This is a genomic window from Brevundimonas sp. LPMIX5, from assembly GCF_003576505.1.
GTDB lineage: Bacteria > Pseudomonadota > Alphaproteobacteria > Caulobacterales > Caulobacteraceae > Brevundimonas > Brevundimonas naejangsanensis.
The window spans coordinates 145,752-164,666 of record NZ_QWTZ01000001.1 but is presented as its reverse complement, the minus strand read 5'-3'; the positions used below and the strand labels follow the sequence as shown (position 1 = coordinate 164,666).

The 18,915-nt window shown below is 67.4% G+C and carries 19 protein-coding genes; 10 read left to right on the top strand and 9 right to left on the bottom strand.

Features of this window, described 5'->3' with window-relative positions:
• The 8 genes from gmk to D1604_RS00790 all read right to left on the bottom strand — a co-directional run bounded on the left by gmk (nt 1) and on the right by D1604_RS00790 (nt 7,997).
• Nucleotides 1-642: a guanylate kinase gene (gene gmk, locus D1604_RS00825; RefSeq protein ID WP_119411801.1), complete on the bottom strand. Its 642-nt coding sequence runs from the start codon at nt 640-642 to the stop codon at nt 1-3.
• Nucleotides 632-1,531: a YicC/YloC family endoribonuclease gene (locus tag D1604_RS00820; RefSeq protein WP_119411800.1), complete on the bottom strand. Its 900-nt coding sequence runs from the start codon at nt 1,529-1,531 to the stop codon at nt 632-634. The genes gmk and D1604_RS00820 overlap by 11 nt, the downstream gene beginning before the upstream one ends.
• Nucleotides 1,528-2,736: an endolytic transglycosylase MltG gene (mltG, locus tag D1604_RS00815; protein WP_119411799.1), complete on the bottom strand. Its 1,209-nt coding sequence runs from the start codon at nt 2,734-2,736 to the stop codon at nt 1,528-1,530. The genes D1604_RS00820 and mltG overlap by 4 nt, the downstream gene beginning before the upstream one ends.
• 1 nt (nt 2,737) lies before the next feature.
• Complete coding sequence (gene fabF / locus D1604_RS00810; RefSeq protein WP_119411798.1) at nt 2,738-4,018, bottom strand: beta-ketoacyl-ACP synthase II; 1,281 nt, start codon at nt 4,016-4,018, stop codon at nt 2,738-2,740.
• 118 nt (nt 4,019-4,136) lie between these two features.
• Nucleotides 4,137-4,376, bottom strand: coding sequence for an acyl carrier protein (locus D1604_RS00805; RefSeq protein WP_003165440.1), 240 nt, complete (start codon nt 4,374-4,376; stop codon nt 4,137-4,139).
• A 186-nt stretch (nt 4,377-4,562) separates the two neighbouring features.
• Nucleotides 4,563-5,303: a 3-oxoacyl-[acyl-carrier-protein] reductase gene (gene fabG, locus D1604_RS00800; RefSeq protein ID WP_119411797.1), complete on the bottom strand. Its 741-nt coding sequence runs from the start codon at nt 5,301-5,303 to the stop codon at nt 4,563-4,565.
• Between the two features lie 107 nt (nt 5,304-5,410).
• Nucleotides 5,411-6,355 (bottom strand): ACP S-malonyltransferase, encoded by a 945-nt coding sequence (gene fabD, locus D1604_RS00795; RefSeq protein ID WP_119411796.1) that lies wholly within the window; start codon nt 6,353-6,355, stop codon nt 5,411-5,413.
• 214 nt (nt 6,356-6,569) lie between these two features.
• The gene (locus D1604_RS00790) at nt 6,570-7,997 is read right to left on the bottom strand and encodes a purple acid phosphatase family protein (protein ID WP_199683603.1); all 1,428 of its coding nucleotides are present in this window, start codon (nt 7,995-7,997) and stop codon (nt 6,570-6,572) included.
• 301 nt (nt 7,998-8,298) lie between these two features.
• On the opposite strand from D1604_RS00790, the gene rpsF reads away from it, so the two are divergent.
• The 8 genes from rpsF to alr all read left to right on the top strand — a co-directional run bounded on the left by rpsF (nt 8,299) and on the right by alr (nt 16,100).
• A complete protein-coding gene (gene rpsF, locus D1604_RS00785; protein ID WP_024353035.1) occupies nt 8,299-8,676 on the top strand; it encodes a 30S ribosomal protein S6 in 378 nt (125 codons plus the stop codon).
• Between the two features lie 11 nt (nt 8,677-8,687).
• The gene (rpsR, locus tag D1604_RS00780) at nt 8,688-8,963 is read left to right on the top strand and encodes a 30S ribosomal protein S18 (RefSeq protein ID WP_003167100.1); all 276 of its coding nucleotides are present in this window, start codon (nt 8,688-8,690) and stop codon (nt 8,961-8,963) included.
• A gap of 1 nt (nt 8,964) precedes the next feature.
• Nucleotides 8,965-9,549, top strand: coding sequence for a 50S ribosomal protein L9 (gene rplI / locus D1604_RS00775; RefSeq protein WP_024353036.1), 585 nt, complete (start codon nt 8,965-8,967; stop codon nt 9,547-9,549).
• 385 nt (nt 9,550-9,934) lie between these two features.
• Nucleotides 9,935-12,340: a TonB-dependent receptor plug domain-containing protein gene (locus tag D1604_RS00770; protein WP_119411795.1), complete on the top strand. Its 2,406-nt coding sequence runs from the start codon at nt 9,935-9,937 to the stop codon at nt 12,338-12,340.
• A gap of 172 nt (nt 12,341-12,512) precedes the next feature.
• A complete protein-coding gene (locus D1604_RS00765) occupies nt 12,513-12,887 on the top strand; it encodes a hypothetical protein (RefSeq protein ID WP_024353038.1) in 375 nt (124 codons plus the stop codon).
• Nucleotides 12,888-12,936: 49 nt separating this feature from the next.
• Nucleotides 12,937-13,338 (top strand): hypothetical protein, encoded by a 402-nt coding sequence (locus D1604_RS00760; protein WP_024353039.1) that lies wholly within the window; start codon nt 12,937-12,939, stop codon nt 13,336-13,338.
• Nucleotides 13,339-13,458: 120 nt separating this feature from the next.
• Nucleotides 13,459-14,961: a replicative DNA helicase gene (locus D1604_RS00755; protein ID WP_024353040.1), complete on the top strand. Its 1,503-nt coding sequence runs from the start codon at nt 13,459-13,461 to the stop codon at nt 14,959-14,961.
• A gap of 89 nt (nt 14,962-15,050) precedes the next feature.
• Nucleotides 15,051-16,100 (top strand): alanine racemase, encoded by a 1,050-nt coding sequence (gene alr, locus D1604_RS00750; RefSeq protein ID WP_119411794.1) that lies wholly within the window; start codon nt 15,051-15,053, stop codon nt 16,098-16,100.
• Nucleotides 16,101-16,146: 46 nt separating this feature from the next.
• Here alr and D1604_RS00745 read toward each other — a convergent pair whose 3' ends face one another.
• Nucleotides 16,147-16,764: a Yip1 family protein gene (locus tag D1604_RS00745; RefSeq protein WP_119411793.1), complete on the bottom strand. Its 618-nt coding sequence runs from the start codon at nt 16,762-16,764 to the stop codon at nt 16,147-16,149.
• Between the two features lie 161 nt (nt 16,765-16,925).
• Here D1604_RS00745 and radA point away from each other — a divergent pair, with 161 nt between their 5' ends.
• The gene (gene radA, locus D1604_RS00740) at nt 16,926-18,299 is read left to right on the top strand and encodes a DNA repair protein RadA (RefSeq protein ID WP_119411792.1); all 1,374 of its coding nucleotides are present in this window, start codon (nt 16,926-16,928) and stop codon (nt 18,297-18,299) included.
• 36 nt (nt 18,300-18,335) lie between these two features.
• Nucleotides 18,336-18,872 carry a CvpA family protein gene (locus D1604_RS00735; RefSeq protein ID WP_119411791.1) on the top strand — a complete coding sequence of 179 codons (537 nt, stop codon included), beginning with the start codon at nt 18,336-18,338 and terminating at the stop codon, nt 18,870-18,872.
• Nucleotides 18,873-18,915 lie beyond the last annotated feature (43 nt).

The window sequence follows — 18,915 nt, the reverse complement described above, 5'->3', positions numbered from 1 at the left end:
TCAGACCACTTCCTTCAACAGGGCGGCCTTATAACCGTCGACCCACAGGTTGCGGCGACGGCAGCTGCGCTCAGCGTGATAGATGTGCGCCAGTTCGGCATAGGACCTATCAAAGTCCTCATTGACCAGCACATAGTCGAACTCGTCGCAGTGCTCGATTTCGCCCTTGGCGTTGGCGACCCGGCGCTCGATCACATCCTCGGCGTCCTGAGAACGCGTCACCAGACGGCGGCGCAGTTCCTCAAGGCTGGGCGGCAGGATGAAAACCCGCACGGCGTCGCCGGGGCATTTGGCGGCCACGTCGCGGGCGCCCTGCCAGTCGATGTCGAACAGGACGTCGCGCCCCTCGGCCAGCGCCCTTTCGACCGGGGCGGCCGGGCTGCCGTAGCGGTTGCCGTGCACATCGGCCCATTCCAGGAAGGCGTCGGCGTCGATCAGGCGCTGGAATTCCTCAACCGAAACGAAGTTGTAGTCGCGCCCGTCCACCTCCCCCGGACGGATGTCGCGCGTTGTCATGGAGACCGACAGCTCCAGCCCCTTGTGATCGGCCATCAGGCGGCGGCACAGCGAGGTCTTTCCGGCCCCCGACGGACTGGCCACGATCAGCAGGACGCCACGGCGGGGGGTGCGGTTATTCGACATTCTGAACTTGTTCTCGAAGCTGCTCGATGACGGCCTTCAACTCCAGGCCGATTCCGGTGAGGGCGGTCGTAGCGGATTTCGAACAGAGGGTGTTCGCCTCGCGCATGAATTCCTGCATCAGGAAGTCGAGTTTTCGACCGGCGGGGGGTTGCTGCAACAGTGCGCGGGCCGAGGCGACGTGGGCCGTCAGCCGGTCCAGCTCCTCGCGCACATCGGCCTTGGTCGCCAGCGCCGCAGCCTCAAGGAAGACGCGCTCGTCCAGGCCGGGTGCATCGGGCGCCAGTTCGCTGATGCGGCGCGTGAAGCGGTCGCGGATGGCCTCGACCTGAGCCGACGCCTCTAGTTCGGCGCGCGCGACCAGAGCCTCGATGGTCCCGACGAAGTCGTGGATCACCGGCGTCAGTTGCTCACCCTCGCGCTGACGCGACGCCTTCAGCGCATCCAGCGCCTGTTCGACCGTGGCGGCCATGGCGGCCTCAAGGGCGGCGCGACCTTCGGCGTCCTCGTCCTCTTCGGCGACCTCGATGACGCCGCGCAGGGCCAGAAGGCCGTCGGCCGAGGGCGGGGTCGCTCCTTCCTCCGCCAACTGGTTCGCCAGCCGCAGATAGGTCGCCAGCACCGCCTCATTAACGCGCGGCGCGGGCTCGGTTCCCTCGGCGCGTTTAGCCTGAAGGCCCAGCGTCACCTGCCCGCGGTTCAGCCGCGCCTGAGCCGCGGCCTTGGCCAGCCGTTCCAGATTATCGAAGCCGTGCGGGCCGCGAAAACGCATCTCCAGCGACCGGCCGTTGACCGAGCGCGCCTCGACCGTCCAGGTCCAGCCGTCCAGCGTCCCGTCGGCCCGGCCGAAGCCCGTCATGCCCGAGATCTCGCTCGAAATAGAGTTGCTCATCGTCCAGCCTCCGTCGGCACGCGAATGACCTTGGCGCCCGGCGGAATGGCGATGGCCGGGCCTGCGGCTTCATCCGTCATCGGCGCAGGCGACGTCTCCGGCGCGGTTTCGCCCGCCGCCAGACCGGCCTTGCGGCGCTCGATCTCGCGCCAGCGGGCCACGTTCAGCAGATGTTCCTGATAGGTGCGGGCGAAGACGTGGCCGCCCGTGCCGTCGGCGACGAAGAAGACGTATTCCGAACGCGGCGGGTTCAGCACGGCCTTGATCGCCTCTTCGCCCGGATTGGCGATGGGCGTCGGCGGCAGACCGTCGATCAGATAGGTGTTCCACGGCGTCGGCTTGCGCAACTCCGACAGCAGGATGCCGCGCCCCAGCGGCCGCCCCTTGGTCACGCCGTACACGATGGTCGGGTCGCTCTCCAGCCGCATCCCCAGACGCAGGCGGTTGGTGAAGACGGCCGCCACCTCGGGCCGTTCGGAGGCGATGCCCGTTTCCTTCTCGACGATGGAGGCCAGGACGACCGCCTCTTCCGGCGTCGTGACGACCGTGGCGGGCGAGCGGGCGGCCCACAGCGTCTCCAGCTTGGTCTTGGCCGCGCGCTGCATCCGGGCGACGACGGCGGCGCGGGTTTCGCCGCGCGTGACCTCATAGGTTTCCGGCCACAGGCTGCCCTCGGGCGGAACCTCGACCTCCCCGATCAGGACCGGCTGTTTCATGAGGATGTCGACCGCCTGGGCGCTGGACCAGCCCTCGGGCAGGGTCACGTAGTGGCGAACCGACTTGCCGTCGACCAGCAGGCCCACCACCGTCGCCAGAGAGGCGCCCGACGGCACCTCATATTCGCCCGCGCGGATCTTGCGGTCGGCGCCGGTCAGGCTGATCGCCGCGCGGAACAGGTCGGTCGAGCGGATCACCCCCGCCGATTTCAGATTGGCCGCAATGGCCGGAACGCCCGCCCCGGACGGCAGGGTGACGATGGTCGCCTCCCCTTCCGCCGCCCTCGGTCCCGGCCCCCAGTAGACGGCCCAGAACGCCACCAGCGCGGCGACCAGAAACAGACCCAGCGTCCCGGCGGCGGTGATCAGCCCGACGCCCAACCCTATCTTGGGACCGCCCTTTGCGCCTCCGCCCCCGCTTCCCTTTTTCGGAACGCGCGACTTGGGAATGCGAACCTTGGGGGTGCGGCGGGACGGAGCCTTGGCCAAGTCAGTCGACCTTCTTGAAGATCACAGAGGCGTTTGTGCCGCCGAAACCGAAGCTGTTGGACATGGCGACATCGATCTTCCTGGCCTTGCCCTTGTGCGGAACCAGGTCGATCGGCGTCTCCATCTCCGGGTCGTCCAGATTGATGGTCGGCGGCGCCATCTGATCGCGGATGGCCAGGACCGAGAAGACGCTCTCGATCGCCCCGGCGGCGCCCAGCAGGTGGCCCGTCATCGACTTCGTGGACGACACGGCCAGGTCCCTGGCGTGGTCGCCGACCAGCCGCTCGACCGCCTTCAGCTCGATCCAGTCGGCCATGGTCGAGGTGCCGTGGGCGTTGACGTAGTCCAGGTCGGACGGCTGCATGCCGGCGCGCTTCAGCGCCGCCTTCATGGCCCGCAGGCCGCCGTCGCCGTCTTCCGACGGAGCGGTGATGTGATAGGCGTCGCCGCTCATGCCGTAGCCGACGACCTCGGCGTAGATCTTGGCGCCGCGCGCCTTAGCGTGTTCGTACTCCTCCAGCACCATGATCCCGGCTCCTTCGCCCATGACGAAGCCCGCATGGCCGCGATCATAGGGACGTGAAGCCTTCTCCGGCGTGTCGTTATAGGCGGTGCACAGCGCCTTGCAGGCCAGGAAGCCCGCGATGCCGATCGGCACGACCGAGCTTTCGGCGCCGCCCGCCACCATGACGTCCGCGTCGCCAAGGGCGATCATCCGGGCCGCGTCGCCGATGGCGTGGGCGCCGGTGGCGCAGGCGGTGACGACCGAGTGGTTCGGACCCTTCAGGCCGTGGCGGATCGAAATCTGGCCCGACGCCAGATTGATCAGGGCCGAGGGGATGAAGAAGGGGCTGACGCGGCGGACGCCCTGTTCCTTCAGGATGATGGCCGTGTCCGCGATGGGGCCCAGGCCGCCGATGCCCGAACCGACCATGACGCCAGTCGCTTCCTTGTCGTCTTCCGTTTCGGGCTTCCAGTTCGCATCGGCCAACGCCTCGTCCGCCGCTGCGATGGCGTACAGGATGAAGTCGTCGACGCGCTTGCGGTCCTTGGCGGACATGACCTGGTCAGGATCAAAGACGCCGGGCTGGTCCGCCTCGCCGCCGCCGCGCCCGTCGACGCTGGGCACTTCGCCCGCGATGGTGCAGCCGTAGCCCTCGGTGTCGAAGGCGGTGATCGGACGGATGCCCGAGCGGCCTTCCAGAATGCCCTTCCAGACGTGCTCGACGCCCGTGCCCAGAGGCGTAACCAGGCCGAGGCCCGTGATGACGACGCGGCGCATGGTTCGCGCTCCTTCTTGGTCAGAATCGTAACCAGAAACACTAATGGCCGCCGGACGGTCCCGCTAGGGGTCCGTCACGGCGGCCATCAGCTGGTAAGTGCGACGAATCGCAGCCGGATCAGGCGGCCAGCTTCTCGTCGATGAACTTCACCGCGTCGCCGACGGTCTGGATGTGCTCAGCCGCGTCATCCGGGATTTCGACGTCGAATTCTTCTTCGAAGGCCATGACCAGTTCGACGTTGTCGAGCGAGTCAGCGCCCAGGTCGTCGATGAAGGAAGCCTTCTCGGTGACCTTGTCCGGATCGGCGTCCAGGTGGTCGATCACGATCTTGCGGACGCGTTCGAGGGTGTCGGACATGAGTGTCTCTCTTGCCTGTTTGAAATCGCCGTGATGGCGGGTCGTGGGTTGTTTCGCCGTGTCACGGCTGCCTGCCGGGATCAAGCCTCAATGAGACTCACCCCCGAAAGACGTCCGTGCCCTTTAGCACAGGGTGCGGAAGTGGAAATAGTCTGTTGCGCGTCGTGATGACACTTCACGCTTCGATCAAATCATCGCCATGCCGCCGTTAACGTGCAGCGTCTGGCCGGTGACATAGGCCGCTTCATCCGACGACAGATAGACGGCGGCCGAGGCGATTTCGTCGCCCGCGCCCAGACGTCCGGCCGGAATCTTGGTCAGGATGGCCTCGCGCTGCTGGTCGTTCAGCACGTCGGTCATCGGCGAGGCGATGAAGCCCGGCGCGATGCAGTTGACCGTGATCCCGCGCGAGCCGACTTCCTGGGCCAGCGACTTGGAGAAGCCGATCATCCCGGCCTTGGAGGCGGAATAGTTGGTCTGACCGGGGTTGCCGGTGACGCCGACCACCGAGGTGATGCCGATGATGCGGCCCGAACGGCGCTTCATCATCCCCTTCACCGCCGCGCGGGTCAGGCGGAAATAGCTCTCGAGGTTGATCTGGATGACGGACTGGAAGTCCTCGTCCTTCATCCGCATCAGCAGGCCGTCCTTGGTGATGCCCGCGTTGGCGACCAGGATGTCCAGCGGCGCGCCCGCCGCTTCCTCCGCGCGCGCAACCAGACCGTCGACCGAGTCCGCGTCCGACAGGTTGGCGGCGGCGAAATGCGCTCGCTCGCCCAGTTCCTTGGCCAGATCGGCCAGAACGGCTTCACGCGTGCCGGACAGAACGACAGTGGCGCCTTGCGCGTGCAGGGCGCGGGCGATGGCGCCGCCGATGCCGCCGGTGGCGCCGGTCACGAGGGCGGTCTTTCCCGAAAGATTGAACATTGAAATCTCCGCTCATCCCCGCGGAGGCGGGGACCTAGGCTTTAGCTTCAAGCGCCGCATCTCGTTCCCAAAGAACTGGGTCCCCGCCTCCGCGGGGATGAGCGGCTTCAGATGGTTTTCGCGAAGGCTTCCAGCTCTTCCGCCGTATTCAACGCCAGGGCCTCGGCGTCGGGAGCGATCCGCTTGGCCATGCCGGTCAGCACCTTGCCCGAGCCGACCTCGACGAAGCGGGTCACGCCGCCTTCAGTCGCCATCCACTCCATGCTCTCGCGCCAGCGCACGCGGCCCGTCACCTGCTCGACCAGCAGGCGACGGATGACCTCGGCGTCGGTTTCCGGGCGGGCGGTGACGTTGGCGACCACCGGCACGACCGGCGCGATGATCTTAGCGTCAGCCAGAGCGGCGGCCATTTCATCGGCGGCGGGCTGCATCAGAGGGCAATGGAAAGGCGCCGAAACATTCAGCGGAATGGCGCGCGCGCCCAGCTCCTTGGCCTTCTCGATGGCCAGATCCACAGCGGCCTTGTCGCCCGAGATGACGACATTGCCCTTGTTGTTGTCGTTGGCGACGACGCAGACGCCCGCCGCCGAACCGGCCTTGGCGGCTTCTTCAGCCAGCGCCAGATCGGTCTTGGGCCCGATCAACGAGGCCATCGCGCCCTTGCCCACCGGCACGGCGCGCTGCATGGCCTGACCGCGCAACTTCAGCAGACGGGCGGTGTCAGAGAGGCTGATCGCGCCTGCCGCCGCCAGGGCCGAATATTCGCCCAGCGAGTGACCGGCGACAAAGGCCGCCCGCGTCACATCGACGCCGAACTCGACCTTCAACACCCGCGCTGTGGCGACCGAGACGGCCATCAGGGCCGGCTGGGCGTTCTCGGTCAGGGTCAGCTGATCTTCCGGCCCTTCGCGCATCAAGGCGAACAGCTTCTGGTTCAGGGCGTCGTCCACCTCGGCGAAGACCTCGCGCGCGCTGGCGAAGGCGTCCGACAGGGCCACGCCCATGCCCACCGACTGGCTGCCCTGACCGGGAAAGAGAAGCGCGAGGCTCATCCGGGATCGTCCGTCATCCGTTGAATCAAGCCGCGAGGGGTAGGCGAATCCCTCCCCTACGGCAAGAACCCCAGCGCTTTCGCGCCTCCGCTCATCCCGGCGGACGCCGGGACCCAGTCCTTTGGCTTCAAGGCGGCGCGGCTGACAGGACAGACCTCAGATTGGCGCTCTCACTGGGTCCCGGCGTCCGCCGGGATGAGCGGATATTTAGCCCTCAGTCCTTCCCGCGCGCCGTGCAGGGTCGGTCGTCCGGTCCCGCCGCGCCGTTGCAGCGACGCTGGGCCATCAACGTCTCTTCCGTTTCGACCAGACGCTTCGTCCCGTCCGCCTGCCGCTCCAGCGTGAAGGCGTCATACAGCCCGCCCGTCGCTGTGAAGGCGCGGAACGACAGACGATCCGCCTCGACATCGATCAGTTGATACAGCTCGGTGTTCTCGGCCGCGCGCACCGGCTGTGTGTCGGCCCGGTCGTTCAGCCCGTACATCTTCGACCCCGTGACCGAGACCACATAGACCGGCCCCTGCGGGCGGCCCGCCGCGCTGTCGGCGCGCGAGGCCACGGCCCCGGCCGGGTTGGAGACGCGGCCGTAGCAATGGTCGTGCCCCTGCAGCACCAGATCGATGTTGCGGGCGTCGAAGATCGGCTTCCAGGCGGCCTTCAGCTCCTCGGTGTCCTCGGGCCGGGCGCAGGTGTAGATCGGCTGGTGGAACAGGGCGACGTTCCAGCGCGCCGAGCTATCGGCCAGCACACGATCCAGCCAGCGCGTCTGGCTTTCCCCGGCGCCCAGATCGATCGCCGCCGTGCCGTCCAGCACGATGAAGCGCACGCCCTGATAGTCGACATAATAGCTGGTCGCCTTCACCCCCTCGGCGCCATTGTCCGGCAGGGCGAACTGCAGCGGCCAGTGCGGGCCCAGAACGCGCGATTCCTCGCCATTCGGCAGCACATGATCAACGTACTCATGGTTGCCGCTGGCGGGCAGTTGCGGCGTCATGGCGAAGGCGCGGCCGCCCGCCTCGGTCCATTCGCCCCATTCGTCGTCGTGAACCTTTTCCTCGCGCTGCGCCACCAGATCACCCGCGTGAACGACCAGCGCCGCCGGTCCCGCCTCCTTGAAGGCCGAGCGGATCACGCGCGAGCCGATCTCCAGAATGTCGTTCTGGGTGTCGCCCAGATAGATAAAGCGGAACGGCGCGAACTCAGCCTTCGCCGTGCGGAATGGCAGCCACTCGCTCCAGCCGTCGGCGGCGCGCACGCGATAGACATAGCGCGTGTCCGGTTTCAGCCCGTCAAAGCGCGCCTGATGATAGAGGGCGCGGCCGTTCTCATTCTCGATCGGCGCCGTGGTCCCGGCCACGGTGCGGGCGGCGAAGGCCAGCAGCGGGCCGTCGATCTCCTCGGCGATCTGGGCCTCTGCGGCGGTCTGGCGCACATCGGTGCGCCAGGCGACGGCGGCGCCGCGCGCAGCGTCGGCGGCGGGGCTCAGCACAATGCGGTCGGCCCACCCCTTGGCCGCCCAGCGCCCGTTCGGCGCGTGCAGCGGCGCAGGCTTCGTCGCCTCCGCCAGCACCATGGAGGGCGCAGCGGACAGCAGGGCGGCAGCAGCCAAGGACGCGACCTTGCAGGCGACGGACAGCTTCATGTTGGATGTATCCCCGAACCGATATGATCCCTGTTATGGATTAACGGGCCAGTGCGACGGTTCGCCGGGGGTTTTGTGAAACTCCTGCGAGGAATGCGCCGCGCACGATGCGATGGGGCCCCTGCCCGCGCCCTGCCTTGCCCTGACAGGCTTTTTCCCGTATAGGCGCGCCCTTTCCAGGGCTTCGGTCCTGCTGCGGAACGTCAAAGGGCCGGGAAACTCCCGTCCGCCGCATCAGGAGCCATCGTGGACGAACTCACCCGGTTCGTTCGCGCCGATGTCCGCCAAGGGAGAATACCGCATGGCTCTTTACGAGCACACGGTCATGACGCGCCAGGATATCTCGGCGCAACAGGCCGAAGCGCTGAACGACACCATCAAGGCTCTGATCGAAGAAGGCGGCGGCTCCGTCGCCAAGATCGAGTACTGGGGTCTGCGCAACCTGACCTACCGGGTCAAGAAGAACCGCAAGGCTCATTATTCGCTGATGGCCGTCGACTGCCCGCCGGCCGCCATGGCCGAAGTCGAGCGCCAGCTGTCGATCAACGAAGACGTGCTGCGCTGGCTGACCATCCGCGTCGAGGAACTCGACCTGGAACTGTCGCCCCTGCTGGCCCGCCGCGAACGCGAGCGTGACCGCAGCGCCCCGCGCGGCGAAGACGCCGCGGCTTCGGAATAAGGAACCGGATCATGACCGATACGACTGCCCCCATCCCGGGCGCTCCGGCCGGCTCCGGCCCGGCCCGTCGCCCCTTCTATCGTCGCCGCAAGGTGTGCCCGTTCTCGGGCGCCAACGCGCCGAAGATCGACTACAAGGACGTGAAGCTGCTGCAGCGTTACGTTTCCGAACGCGGCAAGATCGTGCCTTCGCGCATCACCGCCGTTTCCGCCAAGAAGCAACGCGAACTGGCCAAGGCCATCAAGCGCGCCCGCTACCTGGCCCTCCTGCCGTACGTGGTGAAGTAAGATGAAGGTCGTTCTGCTGGAACGCGTCGAGAACCTCGGCGCCATCGGCGACGTCGTCACCGTCAAGGACGGCTTCGCCCGTAACTTCCTCCTGCCGCGCGACAAGGCGCGTCGGGCCACGGAAGCCAACCTGAAGGCCTTCGAAATCGAACGCGCCGCCATCGAGCAGCGCAACGAGAAGAACAAGGCCGAGTCGCAGAAGATCGCCGACAAGATCGACGGTCAGAGCTACATCATGATCCGTCAGGCCGGTGAAACCGGCCAGCTGTACGGCTCGGTCGCCGGCCGCGACGTCGCTGAGGCCGTTCGCGCCGAAGGCGGCAAGGTCGAGCGCTCGCAGGTTGTGCTGAACACGGCGATCAAGACGCTTGGCGTCCACGAGGTGCTGGTCCGCCTGCACCCCGAGGTCTCGGCCACGGTCAAGATCAACATCGCCCGTTCGGCTGACGAAGCCGAGCGTCAGGCCAAGGGCGAGGACGTGATCCGCAGCCAGTTCGACGACGAGCGTCAAGCTGCTGATCAGGCCGCTCAGGAGCTGCTGGAAGGCGGCGCCGGCCAACAGGAAGGCTTCGGCGACGAAGCCTGATCCTGTCGCTTCGGCGAGATGATCCAGGGGCGCTTCCGCAGGAAGCGCCCCTTTTTCTTTGCCCGGCCCCCTGCCTGCGACAGGACGAAACCGTCGCCTACCCTTAGCTTTTCTAACTGACCTTTGAAGTAATCTCGATACCCGACGCCGTCTTCGCGCCGCAGTATCGCCGCGTCTCGTCACATTCGACGCGCCGGAGCCGCCATGTCTTCAGTCCAGTCCCGCCCGACGTGGGAGCCGCGTTCGCAGGCCGCTCCCTGTCGCGATTGTGACTGATTTCGGCCCTCGGAAACTTCTCGTTAGCCTTACCGACGCAGGCTTGGACCGTCGCGCTTTCAGTATGCGGCGCTTTCCCCGCGTCCAACCAGAAAAGCTGATCTCTCCCATGCCCATCGTTTCGTTCCGCCGCCCCGCCCTGCTGGCCGCCGCGTCCGGCGCCGCCCTCCTGATCGCCGGCGCCGCCCAGGCCCAGAGCACGCCCGACAACGCCACCTCAGTGGACGACATCGTCGTCACCGGCACCCGCGCTCCGGCCCGTTCACGCCTCGACACCCTGGCGCCGGTCGATGTGGTGACGGCCGAGACCCTGCAGAACCGCGGCACGACCGAGTTCGCCGCCGCCCTGGCCCAGACCGTGCCGTCGCTGACCTTCGCCCGTCCGACCGTGGTCGACGGCACCGACTCGGTTCGTCCCGCCACCCTGCGCGGCCTGTCGCCTGACCAGACCCTGGTGCTGCTGAACGGCACGCGCCGCCACGCCTCGGCCCTGGTCAACGTCAACGGCTCGATCGGGCGCGGCTCGGCGGCTGTCGACCTGAACGCCATTCCCAGCGGAGCCCTGGACCGCGTCGAGGTGCTCCGCGACGGCGCCTCGGCGCAATACGGTTCCGACGCCATCGCCGGGGTGGTCAACCTGCGCCTGAAGGAAGCCCGCGAGGGCGGCGGCGCCAGCGTCACCTACGGCCAATATTTCACCACCGTCGAGGCCGCGCGCGGCAAGCGCGACGAGACCGACGGCGCCACCACCACCGTTTCGGCCTGGCAGGGACTGGGTCTGGGTTCGGACGGCTTCCTGACCCTGTCGGCGGAATATCTGAACCGCGAACCGACCAACCGCTCGGACATCGACCCGCGCGCCGCCGCAGATGGCGCCATCACCGCCCGCGCGGGCGACCCTGATGTCGAGCAATGGACGGTCTTCGCCAACGCCGGCAAGCCGCTGAACGCAGACTGGGAGGCCTTCGGCTGGGCCGGCTATCAGCACCGCGACAGCGAAAGCGCCGCCTTCCCGCGCCTGCGGGACAATGTGAACAATGTGTCGTCCATCTACCCTGACGGCTTCCTGCCCAAGATCGCGGTGCAGTCGAAGGATACCTCGGCCGGGGGCGGCGTGCGCGGCGACATCGCTGGCTGGAACGCCGAGTTCAGCCTGGTCTACGGCCGCAACGCCCTGGCCTTCCGCACCGAGGATTCTCTCAACGCGACCTATGGCGCCGCTTCGCCGACCAGCTTTGATTCCGGCGGCCTGACCTATGACCAACTGGTCTTCGGCGCCGACTTCTCGCGTCAGTTCGACGTCGGGCTGAGCGGTCCGCTGAACTTCGCCTGGGGCGCTGAAGCGCGCAAGGAGAACTACAAGATCGAAGCCGGTCAGGCGGAATCATGGAACCGCGGCCCCCTCGGAACAAACACGAGCCTGGCAGGCGGCGCTCAGGGCTTCGTCGGCTTCCAGCCCTCGAACGAGGTGAACGAGGATCGCGACGCCTTCGCCCTGTACGCCGACGTTGAAATCCCCCTGACCGACAAGTTCACGGTCGAGGGCGCCGTGCGGATCGAGGACTATTCCGACTTCGGCGACGCCCAGACGGGCAAGCTGGCCGCGCGTTATGACTTCAGCCCCAACTTCGCCCTGCGCGGTTCGGTCTCGACCGGCTTCCGCGCACCGTCGCTGCAGCAGAGCTTCTTCACCTCGACCTCATCCGTCATTCAGGACGGGGCTGTGGTGGAGACCGGCACCTTCCCCGCCACCAGCTCCGTGGCCTCGGTGCTGGGCGCGCGTCCGCTGAAGCCTGAGACCTCGACCAACTACACCCTGGGCGCGGTGATCCGGCTTGGAAACTTCGACCTGACGATCGACGCCTACCGCATCGAGATCGAGGATCAGATCGTCCTGTCCGAACTGATCAACCGCAGCTTCTCGACCCAGGTCGCCGGGCTGCTTGATCCGCTGGGCATCCAGGCCGCGCGTTTCTTCCTGAACGGCGTGACGACCGAGACTGAAGGCGTCGACATCGTCGGCCGCTATCGCCTGCGCACCGAGACGGGCGGCGACTGGGACTTCACCGTCGCAGCCAACGTCAACGATGTCAGCGTGACCAAGGTCCCGACCTCCTCTTCGGTGCTCAACCCCGTGCCGACCCTGTTCTCGCGTCAGCGCATCGCCACCATCGAAGAAGGCACGCCGGATACGAAGGTCTCGGCCTCGGCCGACTGGAATCTGGGCCGCTGGGGCGCGACAGCGCGGGCGACCTATTACGCCAGCGTGCTTCAGCCCGGCTCAACGTCGGCCAGCGACTATTCGACCGGCGACAAGACCACCATCGATCTGGAAGGCCGCTTCCAGATCAGCGACCGCGTAGGCCTGGCGATCGGCGTCGATAACGTCTTCGACCAGTATCCGGATTTCGTGCCGGCCGATCTGAACAGCAACGGCGTGCTGGGCTTCCCCTACTACTCCCCGTTCGGCTTCAACGGCCGCTACGGCTACGCCCGCCTGAACCTGAAGTGGTGAGGCCGCGCGCCTGAAGGCTTCCTCCCTGGCCTTTGAGCGCGCCTCCATCGTCAGGCGCGGCGTGCGTCGCAGCCGCCGCGCCTGACGAAAACTTAATGTCCGACGGCGTTCATCGCTCATGGTTCTCTCGCTATCCGCAAGCTAGGCTTGAGCGCCTGACGAAAGGGAAGCCATGAAAGCCGCTGCAATCGCCGTCGTCGCCGCCCTGACCCTGTCGGCCCTGCCCGGCGCAGCCGCCGCCATGTCGGTTCAGGAGTTCCTGACCTCGGCCAACCGCATCCCGCGCAATCCGACCGCCCTGCTGCGTTCAGACACGCGGCGGCTGATGAACGAGATTAGAGGGGCCTTCCAGGCCGTGCGCGACGATCAGGCCGCCGCCAAGACCGCCGGCCGCCGCCCCGCGACCTGCATCCCCGACGGCAAGATCAGCCTGTCGGCAGAGCAGATCCTGGACCGCTTCAACGCCATCCCCGCCCAGCGGCGCCACATCAGCGTCAACCAGGCCGTCCGCGAATGGATGGGCGAACGCTATCCCTGCCCGGCCTGACCGGCGCCCGCACTTGCACTGCGGCGTCGGCGGGCGCATTTATTCCCTCATGTCGCGTTTCGCTCTCGCCCTCATCGCCGCGCCTCTGGCTTCGGTGACGCTGTTCGCCTCCGCTCCCACCGCCCAGGCCCAGTCGTCCGACATGACCGTCCAGCAGTTTCTGACCATCGGTCAGAACATCCCGCGCAACCGCGCCGTCGCCATGATGCGCCCGGACACCCGTCGCCTGATCCGCGAAGTCACCGGCGCCGTCAGCACGGTGAAGGCCGAGCAGGCCTCGGCCGTCTCGGCCGGTCGCCGCCCGGCCCACTGCATCCCCGCCTCCGGCACCGGCATCACCCCCGAGACGCTCGTCGCCCGCTTCGAGACCATGCCCGAGGCGCGGCGTCGCGTCACCGTGACCCAGGCCGTGCGCGACTGGATGGTCGAACGCTACCCCTGCCGCAGCTGACGGCCCCTCACTGATCCGACAGCGGTTTTCCGCGCCCGTCCACAGGCGCAGGCGACTGTCCACGACGACGACCGCGCCCGCGTCTGACGCAGGGCGCGCCTATGGCTATTGATGATGTCGATGAACGCCTTCGCCCCCCTGCCCTATGATTCCGCTAACGACCCCGTGCAGGTGTCGTCCATGCCCCATAACCTGGAGGCGGAGCAGGCCCTGCTGGGCTCGCTGATGTTCGACAACGCCGTGTTCGAACGCCTGTCGGACCGGCTGCGCGGCAGCCATTTCTACGAGCCCTTCCACCAGCGGCTGTTCGACGCCATCGAGGACCACATCCGTCAGGGTCTGCTGGCCGAGCCGACCATTCTGATGGAGCGCTTCAAGCAGGATCCGGCGTTTCAGGAATTCGGCGGCCTGCGCTATCTGGCCGATCTGGTGGACCGGGCGCCGCCCGCCGCCAACGCCCCGGACTACGCCCGCGTCGTCTATGACCTGGCCCTGCGCCGCGACCTGATCCGCATCGGCGGCGAGATCATCAAGGAGGCGCCCAACCCCGAAACGCCCGCCGACGAGCAGATCGAACAGGCCGAACAGACCCTGTATTCGCTGGCCGAGACGGGCAAGCCGTCGTCGGGCTTCGTGTCCTTCTCACAGGCCCTGTCGGGCGCTGTGGAAATGGCGGGCGAGGCCTATCAGCGCGAGGGCAAGCTGGCCGGTCTGGCCACCCGGCTGGACGATCTGGACCAGAAGCTGGGCGGCCTGCACCCCTCCGACCTTCTGATCCTCGCGGGCCGTCCCTCCATGGGCAAGACGGCGCTGGCGACCAACATCGCCTTCAACGTCGCGCGCAACTATCGATGGGAGCCGACCCCGGACGGCGGGCGCAAGACCGTCGACGGCGGCGTGGTCGCCTTCTACTCGCTGGAAATGAGCGCCGAACAACTGGCCATGCGTATTCTGGCCGACGCCTCGGGCGTATCCTCGGACAAGCTGCGCAAGGGCGAGATCGACGCCTCGGACTTCGGCAAGATTCGCGACGCCGCCATCGAGATCGGCGAAAGCCCGCTCTACATCGACGCCACCGGCGGCCTGTCCATCTCCAAGCTGGCGGCGCGCGCGCGGCGGCTGAAGCGGATGGAAAACGGTCTGGACCTGATCGTGGTCGACTACCTCCAGCTCGTCACCACCGGCGACAACAGCCAGAAGAACCGGGTGCAGGAAGTCTCCGAAATCACCGGCGGCCTGAAGGCTCTCGCCAAGGAGCTGAACGTCCCCATCATCGCCCTGTCGCAGCTGTCGCGTCAGGTCGAGCAGCGCGAGGACAAGCGGCCGCAACTGTCCGACCTGCGGGAATCCGGCTCGATCGAGCAGGACGCCGACTGCGTCATGTTCGTCTATCGCGAAAGCTACTACCTGGGCCGCGCTGAGCCGCGCGAAGGCACCGAAGAACACCTGAAGTGGCAGGAAGACATGGACCGCCTGCAGCATCAGGCCGAGGTCGTCATCGGCAAGCAGCGTCACGGCCCCATCGGCATCGTCAAGCTGGCGTTCGATTCCAACACCACCCGCTTCGGCAACCTGGCCCACGACGGCCGCTACGGCGGCGCCTATGCGGATATTCCGGAGTAAATGCTCCACCCTCCGGTCGGGGCCACACGCGTGTCGCTAGGACATAAAAGCCGGTAGCGCCGCCCGAGCAGCGGCCTATAACCCTTTTCATGACCTCCCCCGTCCTTGCTCCCGCTGTCCTCAATGTCGATCTGGACGCGCTCGTCCGCAACTATCGCACCCTCGAAACCGTGACGGGCCGTCCGGTCAATCCGGTCGTGAAGGCCGACGGCTACGGCCTGGGCGCCGCCGCCGTGGCCCGTCGGTTGATGGCCGAGGGCGCCCGCACCTTCTTCGTCGCCCGCGCCGCCGAGAGCGTGCGTCTGCGCGAGGCGATCGGGCCCGAACCGGTCATCTATATTCTGGACGGCTGCCACGGCGATGGCGCGGCCATGCTCAAGACCTCGAACCTGCGGCCCGTCATCAACCACCCGACCCAGCTTCAGACCTGGCTGGCGGCGGGCGGCGGCGCCTGCGCCCTGCAACTGGACACCGGCATGAACCGGCTGGGCTTCCGCGTCGAGGACGCGCCTGAACCGTTCGAGGGCCTCGAACTGGTGATGACCCACCTGGCCTGCGCCGACGAGCCGTCGAACCCGCTGAACCGCGCCCAGCGCGACGCCTTCGCCGCAGCGGCCCAGCGCTACCCGGGCGCGACGCGCTCGCTGGCCAACTCGGGCGGCTGCTTCCTGGGACCGGACTTCGCCTTCGACGTGGTGCGCCCCGGCATCTGCCTGTACGGCGGCGGCCCGGAAGGTCGTCCTCATGAAAAGATCGCCCCCGTCGCCAGCCTGATAGCCCAGGCGGTGCAGGTGCGCGACGTGCCCGCAGGCGAAACCGTCGGCTATGCCCAGGGCCACAGGGCCGACAGACCCATGCGCGTGGCGACTGTCGGCGCCGGCTACGCCGACGGCGTGCTGCGCTCCTACAGCCCCAAGGGACAGGTCCTCATCGCAGGCGAGATGCGGCCGATCATCGGCCGGGTGTCGATGGACGTGCTGGCCGTCGACGTAACCGGCCTGGACGTCAAGGCGGGCGATCCGGTCGAGATCTACGGCGCCAACCGCCTGATCGACGATGCGGCCACGGCGGCAGGCACCATCAGCTATGAACTGCTGACCTCGATCACGCCACGCGTGCCGCGCGTCTACAAGGGCTGAATAGCAAAGGGCCGGGGCGCACCGCCCCAGCCCTTCATCTTCAGACTTAGCTCAGGGCGAAGGCCGTCGCGCCCACGCCGACGATGACGAAACTGGCGATGACCGCTGCGACCAGCGACCAGACGATCGCCCACAGGATGATGGCCGCCACGACCACGACGATGGTGTAGCCCAGCGCCTTTTCGGCCGTCGTCTTCATCAGCACCGGCAGGCCCAGATACATCAGATAGAAGCCGTAAAAGCCGATCAGAAGCGCCAACCAGCCCAGCGTCGGGATGATGTTCAGCACGCCCGCCACCCACATGGGCGTCATGGAATAGACGGCGACCTGCATCGCCTTCACCCGGTCCTTGGTCCCGCCAAAGGTCGGCGCCAGGGCATCGATGATCATGCCCAGGATGTAAACGCTGATCAGGCTCAGCACATAGCTGAGCGCGCCCGCCAGCACCGGTCCGACCAGTCCGCGATGACCGAAGGCGATCTGGCCCACGACGGTCGCCACCGCCGGAATGGCCGCCAGAATGACGGCGTAGTTGGTGAACAGCCCCTTGATGGTCGCGCTCTCGGCGTCGATCACCGGCCATTCGAACTTGGGCCGCGTCAGGATGAACTTCACCCGCGAGACGAGGGAGGGATCGACGGCGGGGGGATTTTCCAGGGTCATTCGTTTGCCTTCCGGGCGGTTGAGTCGGATCACGGCCTTATCATGGCAGAATGACGGCTGTGTGGACGCCTGCGCAACCCCGCAGTCTCCCTATGACAGTTTTGGACGCATCGCGGTCCAACCCGCCTGCCCTCGGCCGTCTGATCTGCTAGGTCTGTCTCATGGCGCGCGACTCTCTTCTCTTCGTCTGCAAATCCTGCGGGGCGGTTCATTCCAAATGGGCCGGGCAATGCTCGGCCTGCGGCGAGTGGAACGTGCTGGTCGAGGAGTCCAAGGCCGCCCCGCCGGGCGCCATGAAGCCCGCCTCGACCGCGCGCGGGCGCGGGGTGCAGTTCGAGACGCTGCAATCCGACACGCCTGAGCCGCCGCGCATCGTCACCGGGGTGACCGAGTTCGACCGCGTCTGCGGCGGCGGCGTCGTGCCCGGCTCGGCCATCCTGCTGGGCGGCGACCCCGGCGTCGGCAAGTCGACCCTGCTGCTGGAGGTCACGGCCAAGGCCGCGCGCAACGGCGCCAGGGTCGCCTATATCTCGGGCGAGGAAGCCATCGAGCAGATCCGCGCCCGCGCCAAACGCATGGGCGTGGCCGACGCCGACGTGGCCCTGGCCTCCGCCACCGCCCTGCGCGACATACTGACGACGCTGAAGCGCGATCCGTTCGACATCGTCATCATCGACTCCATCCAGACGCTGTGGAGCGACGCCCACGACGCCGGGCCGGGCTCCATCACCCAGGTGCGCGCCTGCGCCGCCGAACTGGTGCGGCTGGCCAAGAACGGCGGTCCGGCCATCGTCCTGGTCGGCCACGTCACCAAGGACGGCCAGATCGCCGGGCCGCGCGTGGTCGAACACATGGTCGACGCCGTCCTCAGCTTCGAGGGCGAGCGCGGCTATCCCTTCCGCATCCTGCGCGCGGGCAAGAACCGTTTCGGCGCCACCGACGAGATTGGCGTGTTCGAGATGGGCGACGCCGGCCTGCGTGAAGTGCCCAACCCCTCCGCCCTGTTCCTGGGCGAAGGCAAGGACCGGGCGCCGGGCGCCGCCGTTTTCGCCGGAATCGAGGGGTCTCGCCCTGTTCTGGTGGAAATACAGGCTCTTGTCGCGCCTTCTGCATACGGAACGCCAAGACGCGCCGTCGTCGGTTGGGACTCCGGTCGCCTCGCCATGCTGCTGGCGGTGCTGGAGGCGCGCTGCGGTCTGGGGTTCGGCGACAAGGACGTCTATCTGAACGTCGCGGGCGGGATGCGGATCAACGAGCCCGCCGCCGATCTGGCCGCCGCCGCCGCCCTGATCTCATCGGCGCTGGACATGCCCCTGCCGCAGGGCTGTGTCGTCTTCGGCGAGATCGGCCTGTCGGGCGAGGTCCGCGCCGTCGGCCGGGCCGAGGCCCGCCTGCGCGAGGCCCAGAAGCTCGGCTTCGAGCGCGCCCTCGCCCCGCCACAGGCCAATGGAAAGGTGAAGAAGGGCGACGTCGCCCTGACCGTCGTCACCCGCCTGACCGACGCGGTCGAGCGAATCTCCCAGAACCGCTATTAGGGCGCGTTCCCCATCCTCCTTGAGGCCGCAGAGCGCGTGACCGGCTACGACGTCTTCGTGATCCTGGCCCTGCTGGCCTCGGGCGCCGCCGGATGGTTCCGGGGCGGCATGCGCGAGATCACGGCCCTGTTCAGCTTCCTGCTGGCGGCGCTGCTGGCCCTGATCACCCTGCCGTGGACGGCGCCGGTCGGGCGCTCTCTGGTCGATCCCGACTGGGCAGGGTCGGTGCTGGCCGTGGGGCTGGTCTTCGTCATCCTCTATTTCGGCCTGCGTTTTATCGGTTCAGCCATTTCGCAGGGCGCGCGCGGCCATGCGCTGGGCGTGCTGGACCAGACGCTGGGTCTGGCGGTCGGTCTGGTTCGCGCCCTCGCCCTGATCGGGGCGGTCCACCTGATCATCATGGGCGCCATGCAGGACAACCCGCCGCGCTGGCTTTCCGAGGCCGCCACAGCCCCCGTCAGCGAAGGCGCCGCCCGCGCCATCCAGATCGTGCTGCCGACGCTTGGAAAGGGCGCCGACGCCCTGACGCCCGTAGTCGGTTCTTCCGTCCGCGAAGGGTTTTCGTCGCAATGAGCCTTGCCCCCGACGCATTCGCAGACTACGTGCGCGTCGCCGC